The organism is Sphingomonas sp. Leaf20 (assembly GCF_001421535.1).
GTDB lineage: Bacteria > Pseudomonadota > Alphaproteobacteria > Sphingomonadales > Sphingomonadaceae > Sphingomonas.
In genome coordinates this window covers 1-15,846 of sequence record NZ_LMKN01000009.1, presented here as the reverse complement: position 1 = coordinate 15,846, position 15,846 = coordinate 1, and the positions used below count along the sequence as shown (strand labels likewise).

12 protein-coding genes and 1 pseudogene are annotated in these 15,846 nt (G+C 66.0%); 7 read left to right on the top strand and 6 right to left on the bottom strand.

The genetic code is table 11. The annotated features are described in order from the left end of the window. The first annotated feature begins 448 nt into the window (after positions 1-448). The 4 genes from ASE72_RS13620 to ASE72_RS13605 all read left to right on the top strand — a co-directional run bounded on the left by ASE72_RS13620 (position 449) and on the right by ASE72_RS13605 (position 3,394). Positions 449-781 carry a hypothetical protein gene (locus ASE72_RS13620; protein WP_056022435.1) on the top strand — a complete coding sequence of 111 codons (333 nt, stop codon included), beginning with the start codon at positions 449-451 and terminating at the stop codon, positions 779-781. A 376-nt stretch (positions 782-1,157) separates the two neighbouring features. Next, positions 1,158-1,436 (top strand): hypothetical protein, encoded by a 279-nt coding sequence (locus ASE72_RS20305; RefSeq protein WP_156350490.1) that lies wholly within the window; start codon positions 1,158-1,160, stop codon positions 1,434-1,436. Between the two features lie 177 nt (positions 1,437-1,613). Next, positions 1,614-1,931, top strand: coding sequence for an antibiotic biosynthesis monooxygenase family protein (locus ASE72_RS13610; protein WP_056022430.1), 318 nt, complete (start codon positions 1,614-1,616; stop codon positions 1,929-1,931). Next, entirely contained in the window at positions 1,928-3,394 is a 1,467-nt protein-coding gene (locus ASE72_RS13605) for an 8'-apo-carotenoid 13,14-cleaving dioxygenase (protein ID WP_235532362.1), read from the top strand. Before ASE72_RS13610 ends, ASE72_RS13605 begins: the two co-directional genes overlap by 4 nt. Positions 3,395-3,490: 96 nt before the next feature. Here the strand turns inward: ASE72_RS13605 and ASE72_RS13600 are convergent, their stop codons facing one another. The 6 genes from ASE72_RS13600 to ASE72_RS21105 all read right to left on the bottom strand — a co-directional run bounded on the left by ASE72_RS13600 (position 3,491) and on the right by ASE72_RS21105 (position 12,794). Beyond that, positions 3,491-3,685 (bottom strand): hypothetical protein, encoded by a 195-nt coding sequence (locus ASE72_RS13600; protein ID WP_156350488.1) that lies wholly within the window; start codon positions 3,683-3,685, stop codon positions 3,491-3,493. Between the two features lie 2 nt (positions 3,686-3,687). Next, a complete protein-coding gene (locus tag ASE72_RS13595) occupies positions 3,688-5,091 on the bottom strand; it encodes a coniferyl aldehyde dehydrogenase (protein ID WP_056022424.1) in 1,404 nt (467 codons plus the stop codon). Between the two features lies 1 nt (position 5,092). After that, the gene (locus ASE72_RS13590) at positions 5,093-7,900 is read right to left on the bottom strand and encodes a TonB-dependent receptor (protein ID WP_056022422.1); all 2,808 of its coding nucleotides are present in this window, start codon (positions 7,898-7,900) and stop codon (positions 5,093-5,095) included. Positions 7,901-8,024: 124 nt separating this feature from the next. Further along, positions 8,025-8,660 (bottom strand): TetR/AcrR family transcriptional regulator, encoded by a 636-nt coding sequence (locus ASE72_RS13585; RefSeq protein ID WP_056022419.1) that lies wholly within the window; start codon positions 8,658-8,660, stop codon positions 8,025-8,027. 38 nt (positions 8,661-8,698) lie between these two features. Further along, the gene (locus tag ASE72_RS13580) at positions 8,699-10,285 is read right to left on the bottom strand and encodes a GMC family oxidoreductase (RefSeq protein ID WP_056022416.1); all 1,587 of its coding nucleotides are present in this window, start codon (positions 10,283-10,285) and stop codon (positions 8,699-8,701) included. Between the two features lie 22 nt (positions 10,286-10,307). Continuing rightward, a complete protein-coding gene (locus ASE72_RS21105) occupies positions 10,308-12,794 on the bottom strand; it encodes an alpha/beta fold hydrolase (protein WP_162235478.1) in 2,487 nt (828 codons plus the stop codon). Positions 12,795-12,858: 64 nt separating this feature from the next. On the opposite strand from ASE72_RS21105, the gene ASE72_RS13570 reads away from it, so the two are divergent. From ASE72_RS13570 to ASE72_RS13560, 3 genes and pseudogenes are all read left to right on the top strand, one after another. Further along, entirely contained in the window at positions 12,859-13,500 is a 642-nt protein-coding gene (locus ASE72_RS13570; RefSeq protein ID WP_327196481.1) for a TetR/AcrR family transcriptional regulator, read from the top strand. A 679-nt stretch (positions 13,501-14,179) separates the two neighbouring features. Next, positions 14,180-15,004 (top strand): annotated as a pseudogene (locus tag ASE72_RS21100) (recombinase family protein); the annotation flags it as partial. A gap of 36 nt (positions 15,005-15,040) precedes the next feature. Further along, positions 15,041-15,838, top strand: coding sequence for a zinc ribbon domain-containing protein (locus tag ASE72_RS13560; protein ID WP_327196491.1), 798 nt, complete (start codon positions 15,041-15,043; stop codon positions 15,836-15,838). Positions 15,839-15,846: the final 8 nt, after the last annotated feature.

Genomic DNA, 15,846 nt, shown 5'->3' with positions numbered 1-15,846 from the left:
TTTGGACAAACGGCTAGGGTTATAAGGTCAGACCCGGGCCGGGTGGCCCGACGGTCGCCCGGACGGCGGACACCGCTGCCAATTGCGCCGGCATGCGTCCCGCGTCGGAGATCATGCAACCTTGGTTCCCGGTCGACACCGTCTCGATCAACGGCCGGAAGGGCATTCGCTACTTCATCGGCGATGCTCGCCACCATTCCAGTGCCATGCCGCTGGTCATCAGCCGCGATCCGTCACTGACAAGGCTCGCCATCGGCCACCAGCGCCTCGCGGCCATGCAAGAGAGCAGCTTTCCCGGCGCAGACAGTCCGAAACGGGTGAGTTTCCGCGAAGTGATCGTGCAAGGCGCTCCAACCGACCTTTTTGCTCACAGCTGGTCTCGATCAGCAGCACCGCCATCCCATCGACGCGCTTCCGTGTTCCAGCCGAGCTTGAGGCTCCGGCGCCCTTGCGCGAGGATCAGACGGCAGTGCGTGCGGCGACGAGTTCTGTAGCTCCAACTTCAGAGGGAGGGCAGCTCGGACAGGACCGCTTCATTAAGCGCGCGGCCTGGGCCGCCGATCGCTTATGGCTGCTCACGGAGAGCGGCACGCTTTCGAGCGTCGCACCGGGGGAGATTAACCGCCGTACCGAGGCAACGTCCGGACCGGTGGCCGACATCTGTGTCGCGGGCACCGCACTAATTATTCTCGACGCGGATGGCCAACTGTCCCACCTCAAGCAACGGTTTTGGTACGCGATGGAACGCCTGGATCTCACGGGGAAGCGGTTCAGGCTCTGAGCTGCACCGAACAGCGGATGATCGCGGTCAGCCGGAACCGCCTCATGGTCAGCGCGGGCGGGCGAGAGCGCGTCATCACTCTCTCGACGCCGCTCACCGGTCCCATCGTGCGAATGGCACCCTTCGATACCGGCACGACGCTATTCGTGGGGCTCGCAAAGGGCGAGTGGGGCGCCGGCCCCAAGCGCATCGATACCATCACGGGCACAGTAAACGAAGTGCCCGGGCTCGGCGGGCCAATCAACGGCGTGGGCCCCGTCCCTGGCCGTCCCGCTGCGTCGTAGCCACCGTAGGTCTAGTTCACTTCTTCCCCAGCGGACAGGTGGTTGAGGCATGCGGCGACAAGGTCCCACGACTCTACTACAAACCGCACGCTATGCAGACGAGCTGGCCTGCCGATCCACTGACGCTGCCTTTTGAGACGGTGCCCTTCTACACTCTGGCAGCGACTGCCAATGGTTTATGGCGAGCGGGCGGAGACGGCCTTTACGCAATAATCGCCGGTCGCCCGATCAACTTTCAGAAGATGCCAACGTTCGAGCGGATCGATGGCGTGCATATCAGCTTTGCGGTGCCCGGGCTGGTGCTGGTGCACACCGACATCGACGCCCATGTCTCGCTTGACGGCGGCGCGCCCCTCCTCGTCGCCCGCTGAATTACCACTTCCGCGAACTGGACCCAGAACCTTAAGCTCAGCTCACCTTGATCGCCTTCCGCTTTCGAACATTCGTTCAGATGACGCGTTCATTTTTTATAGGGAGGCATCGCGCTCGCATCCCTTCCCACTCTACCCCACCTTAGGCCTGCCCAGTTGACGCAGGAGCTTGCCCCCATGTTCATCGCCATGAACCGATTTCAGGTAATTCCCGGTAACGAGGATGCGTTCGAGCAGGTCTGGCTGTCGCGCGACTCTTTCCTTGCCGGCGTCCCGGGGTTCGTCGAGTTCCACATGCTGCGCGGGCCGGCGGCCGACGATCACGTCCTCTATTCGTCGCATACCGTGTGGCTGTCGCGCGGGGACTTCGAGAATTGGACCAGGTCCGAGGCGTTTCGCGCGGCTCATCGAAGCGCGGGCGACCACAAGCCGCTATACCTGGCGCCGCCTCGCTTCGAAGGCTTCGACGTCATCCAGACCGTAACGCCATCGTGACGGTCACTCGGCGTCCGACGTTCGCCAGCCGGGTCGAGCAGTCGATCGACAACGTCATCGGCGCAATCGCCTCGCCGATCGTCACCGGCATCGCCGCGTTCAACAAGAGCCGCCTGCCGCCCCGCGATGCGCCGCATCCGCTGCTTACCGGCATTCACGAGCCGATGACTGAGGAGCTGACCCTCACAGACCTCGATGTCGAGGGTATCATCCCGCCCGAGCTCGACGGCCGCTACGTTCGCATCGGACCAAACCCCGCCGACGCCGACCCACGCTCCTACCACTTCTTCACCGGCGACGGGATGCTGCACGGCATCCGCCTCCAGGACGGGCGAGCCCGGTGGTATCGAAATCGCTGGATCCGATCGACCGATGTCGCGGCAGCCAGGCATGTGCCGGCGGCACCGGGGCCACGGCACATCTTCGATACCGTCAACACAAGCGTGCTGGACCATGCCGGCAGTGGCTGGGCGCTGGTCGAAGCCGGCAGCACGCCGGTCCGCTTCGACGAGCATCTGGAGACGCAGCGCTACGATGATTTCGGCGGCACCCTGCCCGGCTCGTTCACCGCCCATCCGCGCCGCGACCCGGCGACCGGCGAGTTGCACGCACTGTGTTACGAGGCGACCGACCCCAAGCGCATTCGCTACAACGTCGTCGATGTCGCCGGCCGGGTACGACGATCGGTGACGATCCCGGTGTCGCACGGGCCGCTGATCCACGACTGCGCGATCACGCAGCGCTACGTCGTCGTCATGGACCTGCCCCTTACCCTGTCGATGCGCACGGTGCTGGCGGGGCACGGCTTTCCCTATCGGTGGAACGAGAAGCATCCGGCCCGGATCGGGCTGCTGCCGCGCGACGGCGAGGCGGAGGATATCCTGTGGTTCCCGCTCGATCCCTGCTTCGTGTTCCACACCGCCAACGCTCATGATCTGCCGGACGGAAGCGTGGCGCTCGACGTGGTCGCGTACGATCGCATGTTCGCCGGCGACAACCTGGCACCGGACGAGCAGCCGCGCGGCCTCGAGCGATGGACGATCGACCCTTTGACCGGATCGGTGGATCAGCGCGCGATCGACCCCTCGCCACAGGAACTGCCGACGATAGACGAGCGGCGAACCGGCCGCCCCTACCGCTATATCTATGCGCTCGGCCTGCCCGAACAGATGACGGAAACGCTGGTTGGAGAGGCGCCGCTTATCAGGCACGATTTAGAGGATGACACGCGACGGCTACACGATTTCGGACCGGGACGCATCGCGGGCGAGTTCGTGTTCGTGCCGCGCTCGCCGGATGCTGGCGAGGGTGATGGCTGGCTCATTGGGCTCGTGATCGACGCCGGGGGGCACACCACCGCGCTGGAGATACTGGATGCCCGGAACTTTGAGGCACCGCCCGTGGCATCTGTCCGCATCCCACACCGCGTGCCGCCCGGCATCCATGGCGCATGGCTGAGGTAACGTGATTCACGCAGCAGCCGCACATTCTTCCCGCCTGACACTCGACCCATAGCCCGCTGTCCGGGTGGGGCTACAAAGCCGAATAGGCTAGAGACGTTAGCGATCCGTGCGCTGTTGCTCGCCCGGGGCATTGGGTACGTCGAGCGGGTGTCCGCTGATCGTCGGGCCAGCGCGGCAGAACGCCGCCGTCTCGCCGAGCTCGCGTTCTGACAGCCCGATCGTCAGCGCGGGACCGATGCCACTCGCGGGGCCGGTGATTAGCGCGGTGCAACCCCGGATCGTGGACGCCAACGTCATTTTCCCCGTGGCAGCAGCGATGCCAGCACGCGCGCGACGCCGCGGCCATATGGCGGGCCGAGCCGTTCCAGCAGGTTGAAGCGACCGGCGCGGAAGAAGGCGCGTGCGTGACTGAACCGCTGGAAGCCGGCGTGACCGTGATAGGCGCCGACGCCGCTTTCCCCGACGCCGCCGAAGGGCAGCTGTTCCTGGGCGATATGGAGAAGCGTGCCGTTGATCGTGACGCCTCCCGACTGGGTCCGCGACAGAACCGCGTCGATCTCCGCGCGGACGTCGCCGAAGCAGTACAGGGCCAGCGGGTGCTCTCCGTCGCCGACCAGCGCGATCGCCTGATCAAGCGTGCGATAAGGAATTATCGGCAAAACGGGCCCGAAGATCTCGTCGGCAGCGAGCAGGCCCGCGGTGGGCGGCGCCAGCACGATCGTCGGCGGGTAGCGCCCTCCGGCACCGCTGTCGGGGTGGCGGAGCACGATCGCGCCGGCCTCCTCTGCCTGCTTCACCGCGTCGTCCAGCCGGCTGCGGGCGGAGAGCGGCAGAAGCGCGGTATAGTCCGGATTGTCGCCAATGCGCGGATAGGCGCGCACCGCCTCCGCCAGCACCGCCTCGGCAAGCGGACGGGCGAGATGCTCGGGCGCGAGGACGTAGTCGGGCGCGATGCAGGTCTGGCCGGCGTTGACGAACTTGCCGTAGGCGATGCTGCGCGCAGCGCGCGCGACGTCAACGATGGGGCACAGGATTGCCGGCGACTTGCCGCCGAGCTCCAGCGTTACCGGCGTCATCGACGCCGCCGCCGCCTTCGCGACCTCGCGGCCGACGCGCGTCGAGCCGGTGAACAGCAGATGGTCGAAGCGTAGCCGTGTGAACGCGGCCGCAACGTCAGGGCCACCGGTGACGACCGCCACCTCCTCTTCGGCGAATGCGTCGGCGATCGCACGTGCCAGGAGTTCGGAGAAGCGCGGCGTCAGCTCCGACGGCTTCAGGATCGCGCGATTGCCCGCAGCGAGAATGTCGACGAGCGGCGAGAGCGCGAGCTGAAGCGGGTAGTTCCAGGGACTGACGATGCCGACGACGCCGATTGGCTGGTAGCGGACCCAGGCGCTGCCGGGCTGGAAGGTCAGCGCGATCCGGCGTTTTTCGGGTTTCATCCAGCCCTTCAGGTGGCGCCGCGCGTGGCGGATCGCGCCGCGCACGGGCGCTGCCTCCATCAGCCCCGTCTCGATGCGCGAGCGGCCGCCGAAATCCTCGTCGATCGCCGCGGCGAACGCGCGGTGGTGCGCGAGGACGAGGCTGTCCAGCCGCGCCAGCCGATCCAGCCGCTTGGCAAGATCGGGCGCGCCGTCCCGGCGGAAGCTCGCGCGCTGGACATCGAGCAGGCGCGCGGCGTGATCCTTGCCCTCCATCTCAGAACCGCTTGGTGACGGATACGCCATAGACGCGCGGATCGTTGATGAACGCTTCTCGCGTCAGGCCGACCGCGTCCGACTGGACGGAGAAGCCGGTGATGACGTCGCGATTGGTCAGGTTCTTGGCGAATCCCTGCACCTGGAGACCAAGCGGCTCGCTGTCGAAGGTGAGCGTGACATTGACGTTCTCATATCCGCGCAGCCGGTCGGAGGGCGAATTGAAAAAGCGCGCGAACGACCGCGTGGTGCGATAATAGTCGCCTCGCAGCGTCAACCGATTACCGGCCGAGAACTCGATCCCGTATTCTGCACCGCCGCCGAACGTCCAGTGTGGCGAGTTGGGCAGTTCCTTGCCGTCGAGATCGACGGGTACGCCCGCCGAAGTCGGCACAGATATGCCAAGCGCCGCCAGCGGATTGCCTGCACCCGCGAACAGCCCGTCGCCATCCGTCGCCGTCGGACAGGCGCCGATCAACGCCTGCGGCCCCAAGCCTGGGATGCCGAGCTGGGTCGCCCGGACCAGCGCGGCGACGCCGGCGGTGGCCCCAACGCATGCGGTCTGCGGCGTCTTCAGCAGCGTCAGGGCGGCATTGCCCTGCGTCCGGTCGAACGGATCGACCGTGCTGCCACCGGTGATCTTGGTGTGGAGATAGCCGACCGTGCCGTTGAAGCGCAGGTTGCGGACGGGCTCGACCACCGTCTCCAGCTCGGCGCCCCAGATCTTGGCGTCGGTATTGGTCGTGGACGAGGTCAGCGCATTGATCTGGCTGATCTGATATCCCTTATAGTCGTAGTGGAAGGCCGAGGCGTTCAGCGTCAATGCGTTGCCGAAGAACCGGTTCTTGGTGCCGATCGCGAACGCGTCCACGACTTCGGGCGCGTAGGTGGGTGTGGTGGCGATGATGTCGGGCGGATTGAACCCGCCGCTCTTGTAGCCGCGTGAATAGGACGCGTAGAGTAATGAGCTCTGTGTCACCTGCCAGTCGGCCGTGGCGCGCCACGTCAGCTTGTTGAACGTGGCCTGCTGGCGCAGGCGGGCGGGGAAGCCCGAACCCGGCGAGAGCAGCTGCGTCGAGAGCACGTCGAACTTCTTATTGTCGCTGGTGTAGCGCGCGCCGCCGGTCAGTCGAATGTCGGGCGTGATCTGGACGTACACCTCACCGAATGCGGCGAGCGAGTCGAGCACGTAGGGGTTGCGGCTGAGGAAGTAATTGTGCCCGATGCCGGTCGGCACCGCATTGGGGTCGATGCCGATCTGCGCGGCCGGATTGGCGGCGTTGATCGTGTTCTGGATCACCGCGTACAGCGTGTTGCCGTTGCTGGGGAAGTAGATGTCGTTGAGGCGTTTCGAGTTGAGATAGATCCCACCAAGGCTGAAGTTGACCGGGCCGGCGAAGCTCGACTGGAGGCGAATCTCCTCACTCAGCTGCTTGGTCGACAGGTCATCGATCCGCTCGCCCTGGAAAAAGCGCGACGCGCCCAGCTGCGGATCGGTGAAGACCCCGCCGGGGGTGAAGGGCGTGGTGTTGAACGGCACGACCGAAGCGACGCTATCGCCGATGCGGCTGAACACGCGGTCGTTCGCATAACTAAACAGCGACGACAGCTGGAGCGTCGGCGTCAGATCGCCCTCGACGTTCAACTGCACGAGGTCGTTGGTCGCCGCGTACTGTGGCCGGCGGCGAAACTGGACGTCGCGCAGGCCACCCGTCGTCCCCTGCGGATAGACGTCGCCGGGCAGCACGCCGGAGAGCAGGAGCAACGTACCTGGCAAGGTCGCACTGCTGTTGACCGCGCCGTTGGCATTGGCGTCGAAGACCGAACCGAGCCCGCAGCCACGTGACAGCAGCTGCTGCTGGAGCGCGGTGGTCGGCACCCCGCCGACCGACGTCGGCCCCCGGTCCTTGATGCACAATTGCTTCAGCCCGCCGGTGCGGTCGCTGTCTTCGTGGAACCGCTCGTACATCAGCGTCATGCGGAAGTCGTCGGAGGGGCGGATCGCGACCGTGCCGCGCAGGGAATAGAGATCGCGACCGTCGGTCCGCTCGCCGGACACCGTGTTGCGCTGGAATCCGTCGCGCTTCAGGTAGCTGCCCGCGACGCGCACAGCGACCACGTCACCGAGCGGCACGTTGATGAAGCCCTTCAGCTTGCGGGTATCGTAGCTGCCATATTCGGCATTGAGCGAGCCGGCGACTTTGTCGAACTTGGGTTGCGCCGTCAGCACGTTGATGACGCCGCCGGTCGCGTTGCGCCCGTACAGCGTACCCTGTGGCCCGCGCAGCACCTCGACGCGCTCAATGTCGTAGAATTCGGCGTCGGACAGGCGGTTCACCGCGATTGGCGCATTGTTGACGTGGAAGCTGACCCCCGCCTCGCCCGTGGTCGAGACGATCTGGTAGCCGATGCCGCGGATCTGGAAATTGTTGGCGCCGAAGCCTGCGCGAGACACCGAGAGGTTGGGAACCACGCGCTGCAGGTCGTAGCCGCCGTCGATGCGCTGCTGCTCCAGTGCCTCGTTTGAAAAGGCGGAGACGGCGATCGGGACACGCTGGAGCGACTCCGAGCGGCGCTGCGCGGTGACGATGATGTCGTTGCTCGCCGGATAACCGGTCGGATCGGCAGAGGGCACGCCGGCGGGTGCCGGCGCGGTGGAGTCAGGCGCTGTCGCAGGCGACGCAGGCGCGGTGGTCGGGGCTCCGTCCTGCGCCGCGCCGGTGGTCTGGGCCGCCGCCGGTGAGGCCATAGCCGCGGCGAGCGCCACGATGCTGGCGGTGCTGACGAAAGCGTGGCTCTGGCGTGTCATGTCGATCCTCTCCTGTCGCGGCCTTCATGGCCGGTCGCTCGGCGGATCGCCTCCGTGGGGCGGTTCCTTGTCCGAGGGAGGGATCAGACATTGTTTACAATCGGCGGTCAAGCATGATTGCCGATCATCGGTCCTGCGCGATCAGCGATGCCGCCGAAGCCGAGCAGAGCCGCTTCATGCGTTCGAAACCGCGCAGGACGCTGTGCCGATCGCCGGTGAACATCAACTCGATGACGAAACCGTTCAACGCCGCAGTATCGTGCTCGACGATCTCCTCCACCGCCGCGCGATCGTCGATCCCGGCTTCCTGCGCGATCGCGAAGATCAGGTCGTGGCGGCGGCGCTTCAACGCCATCGCCACCGGCTGGATGCGCTCGGCCAACGACGGATGGCTGCGCGTCGCCAGCTGGATCTCCAGGAAGGTGATGGCGGCAGGGCTCTGCGAGTCGCCCCACACCACGTCGGGCAGCGCCAGCCAGCGCTCGACGCCGGCGGGAATGTCGAGCAGCCGCGCCGTGCGCGGCGCGTCGATGACGTCGGCGAGATGTTCGATGAGGCCGACGACGAGGGCCTCCTTGGTCGGAAACTGCTGCTGCAGCGCGCCACGGCTGACCCCCGCCTCTTCGGCGGCGCGCGTCGTCGTCAGCGCAGCGTAGCCGTGGCGGTAGATGACGTCGGTCGCGGCCGCGAAAACGCGCGCGCGGGTCGCCTCGCGGCGTTCGGCATGACTACCGCGTCGGACCAGCTCGCTCCTATCCATCGCCGCAGACTATCGCGATGCCGCGGCGATGTCAGCCCTCAGCGCAGATCCTCGGCGATGAAGCGGGCGCAGCGCTCGGCGATCATGATGGTGGGCGCGTTGGTATTGCCCGATACCAGCCGCGGCATCACCGAGGCGTCGGCGACGTAGAGGCCGGCGACACCGTTCACGCGAAGCCGGGGATCGCACACCGCGGCCGTGTCCGAACCCATCCGGCAGGTGCCGACAGGATGATAGACGGTGTCGGCCCGCGATCGGATCAGTGCGTCGAGCGCCGCGTCGTCGCGCAGGTCGACGGGGGTGCGATCCACCGGCGTCCACGGCGACAACGCGGCCGCCGTGCAGATGCGGTGGGTCAGGCGTACGCCTTCACGCAGGGTCGCGATGTCGCGCGGATCCTGCAGGAAGGCGGGGTCGATCAACGGGGCGACCGCGGCATTTGCGCTCGCCAGCCGCACCGTACCGCGGCTCTCCGGCCGCAGCACGCAGACATGCGCCGAAAAGCCGTGACCCTTTACCGCGACGCGACCGTGATCCTCCAGGATGGCGGGGACGAAATGCCACTGGATGTCAGCGGCCGGCGCGTCCGGGTCGATCCGCCAGAAGCCGCCGGCCTCGGCATAGGGCGTCGTCATGGCGCCGGTCCGGCGGCGCCGATGCTCGACAATCGCCTTCAGCGTCCGCCAATAGCCGCCGAGCGAACGGCCGAAGAGGTCGCCGCGCGGGGACGCGAAGGTCGAGACATAGTCGGGATGGTCCTGCAGGTCGCTGCCGACCGCGGGCCGATCGATCGCCACGTCGATACCATGGTCGCGCAGGTGGGCGCCGGGACCGATGCCCGACAGCATCAGTGTCTGCGGCGTACCGAACGCGCCGCCCGCCATCACCACCGCGCCCCGCGCGCGCAAGGTGCGGGAACCACGACGGTCGCGCACGACGACGCCGGTGGCGCGGCCGTGCTCGACGACGACGCGCTCGACCATTGCCCCGGTGCGGATGTCGAGGTTCGGCCGGCTGCGGGCGGGATCGAGAAAGGCGCGCGCCGCGCTCCACCGTTCGCCGCCGCGCTGGGTGACCTGATACAGGCCGACGCCGTCCTGCCGCGGGCCATTGAAGTCGGCATTGGCGGCGATCTGCAGGCTTTCCGCCGCGGCGACGAATGCGCGGCTCGCCGGATTGACGTGGCGCTGGTTCGATACCGACAGCGGCCCGCCCACGCCGTGATACTCGTCGGTGCCCTCCTCATTGTCCTCCGTTGCGCGGAAGAACGGCAGCACGTCCGCATAGGACCAGTCCGTACAGCCCAGCGCCGCCCAATTGTCATAATCCCAGCGGTTGCCGCGGACGTAGAGCATCGCGTTGATCGCGCTCGACCCGCCAAGGCCCCGGCCGCGCGGCTGGAACCCGCGGCGCCCGCCGAGCCCGGCTTGCGCGACGGTCTCGAACGCCCAGTTCGAGGCTTTCGGCGCCGCCGCCATCATGCCGGGCGTGGTGATCCGCCAGTCGGCATTGGTGCCGCCCGCCTCGATCAGGCAGACCGTCAGACCCGGGTCCTCGCTTAACCGGCCGGCGACCGCGCTGCCCCCCGATCCGCCACCGACCACGATCACGTCGAACTCGTCCATGCGCTTTTCTCCAGTGAGCCGGTCAGCGCCGGACGGTCGCGCCCTGTGTCCTGATCCAGGCGGCGGTCTCGTCGGGCCTCGTCACCGGGATCATATGGCCGCCATCGATCAGCGTCAGCGTCGCTGCCGGCACCGCGTCGGCCAAGCGCCGGCCATGGACCTGCGGGTCGAGGATCCGGTCGTCCCGGCCGTAGAGGATGCCGACCGGCACGGTCAGGTTTGGATAGCGCGCAACCATGGCGGGCAGGTCGTCATTGGCAGCGACGAGGTCGGCAGAGGCAGCCTCGAAGTTGCCCGGCCGCGCGACCAGCGCGCCACCGCCGCGAACCGCGAAGTCGGAGGGGACGGGCTCGGGCGATAAGGCGGCCTTGGCGCCCTTCTCGCCAGCGAGGAGCGCAGCGGGTGTCGCGAGCGTCCAGGCGACGGCCTTGCGCGCGACGGGGGACATAATGGCGAGCGGCTCGAACGCGGACGGCACAGTGTCCATCGGCTGGGTCAGCGGCGCGATCAAGGCCAGGCCGCTCACGGCTTCCGGATGGTCGAGCGCCAGCGCCAGCGCGACGGCGCCACCGAGCGAGTGGCCGACCACCAGTGGCCGCTCCAGCCCCAACGCCTCGATGAAGCGTGCGACCTGCGCCGCCTGCGCGCGGACGTTTGCTGTACCGCCCGGGGCTGAATAGCCGGAGCCCGGTCGGTCGAGCAGGATCACGCGGTGATCGGTCGCAAGCCGCTCGAGCAGCGCGTAGCTGAAGTTGCGCATCTGTCCGGCCAGCCCATGAATCATCAGCAGCGTCGGCCCCTGTCCCTGGTCCAGATAGTGCATCCGGCGCCCGTCCACTTCGACGAAGCGACCGTCGGCCGGCACCATCCGCTCGATCCGCCGTTCGGTCAGCTTAGCGAAAAGCGCCAGGCCGCCGACGGTGGCAACCGCCGCCGCCGCGGCCACCGTTCCGACCCGTACGGCGGAACGCGGCGCCGGGGAGGCTGGCGGCGCCAGGGCCACGGTGTCCACGCTCGCGCCCTGCCCCGCTCTGCCGAACTGCATCGTGCCGTCCTCGAGCTTGCCGAATTTTAGCGCGGCGAGGTCCAGCGCGTAATTCTGGTGCACCTTCCACGGCGCCTTCGATCCCTGGTTCGGCAGGATGGCGTTGGCGCGCTGGACGTAGCCGGAGGTGAAGCCGAGCATCGGCTCCGCCGTGACCGACGGATCATCGAGCGTCGGCGTGCAGGCCGTGTAGCCGTGCGTGTCCATGTGGCGGATCAGCCGGCAGAAATAGCGCGCCGACAGGTCGCATTTCAGCGTCCACGACGCGTTGGTATAGCCAAAGGCGAGCGCCAGATTGGGCACGCCGCTGAGGCTCATGCCCTTGTAGATCAGCCGGTCGGCGGGATCGACGACCTTGCCGTCGACGACCAGCTCGACCCCGCCCAACAGGCGCATGACGAGGCCGGTCGCAGTGACGACGATGTCCGCAGGCAGCTCCCGCCCCGATTCCAGCGCGATGCCGCCTTCGGTGAAGCGCGCGATATGGTCGGTGACGATCGCCGCCTTGCCGCCGCGCATCGCCTCGAACAGGTCGGCGTCGGGGACGAGGCAGATGCGCTGGTCCCACGGCGCGTAGCGGGGTTCGAAGTCGCGTTCAATCTCGTAATTGTCGGGCAGCTGCGCCCGCACGCCCTTCAGGATGAGCGCCTTCATCCGATCGGGTTTCTTGCGGGCATAGGCGTAGGTGGCGATGCCCAGGCCGACGCTCTTCCACTTTGTAGCGGCGTCGGCGAGCGATTTGGGCAGCACACGATGCGCGGCCCGCGCGAAGCCGTCCTGCGACGGGCGCGACACGATGTATGTGGGTGATCGCTGCAGCATCGTCACATGGGCCGCCTTCTCCGCCAGCGACGGGACGAGCGTCACCGCGGTCGCGCCGCTGCCGATCACCACCACGCGCTTGCCCGTCCAGTCGAGGTCGTCAGGCCAGTGCTGCGGGTGCACGACCCGGCCGGTGAAGTCCGCCAGCCCTGCAAAGGCGGGCGTGAAACCGGCTGCATAGTCGTAATAGCCGCTGCCCATGTACAGGAAGCGGCAGGTCATGCGCTCGGCCCGGCCGGCACGCTCGACCTCAACCGTCCAGCGTGCTTCAGCGGAGGACCAGGCGGCGCGGACGACGCGGGTCTGGAAGCGGATATGGCGGTCGATGCCGAACTCGGCTGCGGTATCGACGATATAGTCGCGGATCGCCTCGCCCCCCGCGATCGCCTGGTCGCCCGGCCAGGGGCGGAAGGGGAAGCCGAGCGTGTACATGTCGGAATCGGAGCGGATCCCGGGATAACGGAACAGGTCCCAGGTGCCACCGATCGCGTCGCGTGCCTCAAGCACCGCGTAGCTCTTGCCCGGACAGTCGGTCTGGATCCGGTAGGCGGCGTCGACGCCCGACAGGCCGGCGCCGACAATGAGCACGTCGAACGCCTCGGCTGCGACCGCGCTCTGGGTTGACGCTGCACTAGTTGCCATGCGGGGATGCTCCGATAGAATGACGCGACGATGATCGCGGTGATCTGGAAACGGAAGTTATCACTTGAAGTTGGAGACAGCAAGCCGCGACGGTCGGCGATATGGCGGCGCATCGGCGGTCGAGCGCCACGCCGATCGGCGCGAGCGTTTGATCCGCGCAGCGATCATGCTCTATGGCGAACAGGGCTACCGCCGCACGACGGTGAACGCGGTCTGCCGCGCAGCCGGGCTGACGCCGCGCTATTTCTACGAGGCGTTCGACAACAGCGAGGCGCTGCTGTTGGCGACGTTCGGCGAGGTGACGCACTTCGTGACCCAGCGCGTCGCCGCGGCCGCCGACGCGGCAGGGGGCACGCCAGAGGACCGGCTGGCAGCACTTCTCACCGCCTATTACGACCTGCTGCGTGACGATCCGGCAAGCGCCCGCGTGTTTCTGCTGGAGCTGTCCGGTATTGATCCGCGGGTCGACGCCCTGTTCGCCGGATCGATGGCCGCCTTTGCCGACCTGATCGCTGATACGCTGGCGCCAGGGCAGGCCAGCGATGCGACCGAGCCGCTTTGTCAGGCGGGCGCGATGCACGGCCTTTTGGCGGTGGCGCGCGACTGGGTGGCACGGGGCTGCAAAGAGCCGATCGTGGAGGTCGTGCGCATCGCGAAGCCGCTTTGTCGCATGCTCGTGAAAAGTGACAGCAACAGCGTTGTCTAGCAGCGACATCCACAGCAGCGCGAGCTATTCGATCGGCAGAATCACGGCTCTAACCATCAACGAAAGTCGTGCTAAAAACATATGTTGGAAAGCGTGACGGCCTTCGCGATACGGCTGGACAGATCGCCGAGCCTACGGTGCGGGGACCGATCGCGGCTCAGCCACTAACCGCTTCGAACCGATCCACCTGCCCTCTACCGCATCTCCTGAACGAACGTCCGGTTATGCCGGTCGCGGCATGAAACTGAACCGACCGCTTTCCTCCAGTTTCCACCAATCTCCGCAACAGGTTACTTCCCGATTAGTTCTCTAGGACGGGAAGGCCTATCTTGCTGGCGGCTATTTAGGTGATGTGCAACCGACGCCCCCACTCCGCTGCTCCAGCAGCTTGGCCATCGAGCTATCAAAGCTGCTGGCGCGCGATCTTGCACGGGCCGAGTTCCGAAGACGAGCTGCTTTAGATAGGACAGCCGAAGGCCATGATGGAGACGGTAACGTTCAGCGAAACAAGGTTGAGGAAAGCTGATGCGCGTACTGCTGTATGCACGCTATTCGACGGATCTCCAAGATCCGCTATCGATCGACACGCAGTTGACGATGTGCCGTCGCGAACTCGCACAGCGAAAATGGACCGAGGTCGGCTGCTACACAGNCGACGGATCTCCAAGATCCGCTATCGATCGACACGCAGTTGACGATGTGCCGTCGCGAACTCGCACAGCGAAAATGGACCGAGGTCGGCTGCTACACAGTTGGTGCACAGTCCGGCGCAACAATCCACCGGGCCGGGCTACAGGCGTTACTTGCCGCGGTAGGAACCGAGGGCGTTGACGTAGTGTTCGCAGATGCGATAGACCGGGTGTTGCGAAGCCAGGCGGACATTGCTTCGCTGTACGAAAGACTGAAGTTCCGCGGCATTCTCCTTGTCACACGCAAGGAAGGCGAGGTCGGGGCGCTGCAAATCAGCATGATGGGAACGATCAACGCCGAACAGATTGCCGCAACCAGCTTGAAAACTCGCGATGCTCTGATCAAGCGGCACGCAATGGGAAAGAATCCCGGCGGCACGGCATATGGCTATGAGAAACGCATCGCCTACGACCTGAATGGTGAACGTACCAGGGGCCTGCAGCAGATCGCGCCGGCGCAAGCCGCTATCGTCGTACGGATCTTCGAAGACTATGCTGCTGGCATATCGCCCGGCAGCATAGTCCGCCGCCTTAACGAGGAAGGCGTATCGTCCCCGCGCAGCGGTTGACGTGATCGGGCAACTTCGGGCAATCCACCTGCATGGACGCCCAACACACTGACCGGCAACGCCGAGCGTGGTACTGGCATGCTCAACAACCAACTTTATGTCGGTAGACGCGCTTACGCCCGCCAGACGTACCGCAAAAATCCCGATACCGGTAAACGACATGCGTTCCTGAATGCAGAAGAGCAGCAGGCTATCACGGTCGCAGCACCAGACCTGCGCATCGTCAGCGACACGTTATGGCAGAGCGTCAAGGACCGCCAACAGTCGCTGCGGCGTGGCCCGATGAAAGCCCGGGACGCCGTCCCTGCCCTGCCCCTCTTCGCACAGCAGCGCCCGAAATATTTGACATCCGGCAAGATGACCTGCGGCGAATGCGGTTCGAGCTATGCCAAATCTGGTCGCACGCGGTTCGGCTGTCAGGGGGCATCAAAGAAAGGCCCCGCCTTTTGTGGGAACCGTCTGACCATCCGCCAGGACGATCTCGACGCCCGCATCCTATCCGGTCTCGCGAACGGGATGGTGCGTGACGAGGTGCTCGCGGTATTCCTCGAGGAGTATGCAAAGGAGACGGCGCGACTGGAGGCAAGCGCGACCGACAGTCAGCAGCAGCGCGATCTCGAATTGATGGAGATCGACCGGCAGATCGCCCTCGCCAAGGCAGCCATTCTCAAGGGTGTAGACGCCTCGATGTTCACTGCGGAAATGAGGGCGTGGGCCGAGCGACGAGGCACGTTGCTTGCCGAAGCTGAACGCGCATTTAAGCTACCGACGTCTACCAACTTACTACATGCAGATCTTGGCAACACGTACCGCCAGAGGTTCGGACGGCTGACCGATGCATTTGAGGATGATGCGCTCCGCTCACAGGCGTTCGAGCGCATCCGTTCGCTGATCGACAGAGTCGTGTTGAAACCGGAAAACGGCATCCTTGCGATCAATCTACGCGGCGAGTTTGCGTCAATGCTCGAGCTATGCGTGTGTCCAGAAACGCAAAAAGCCTCCGCGGGGGTTTCCGGGGAGGCATTGCAAATCAAGATGGTTGCGGGGACAGGATTTGAACCTGTGACCTTCAGGTTATGAGCCTGACG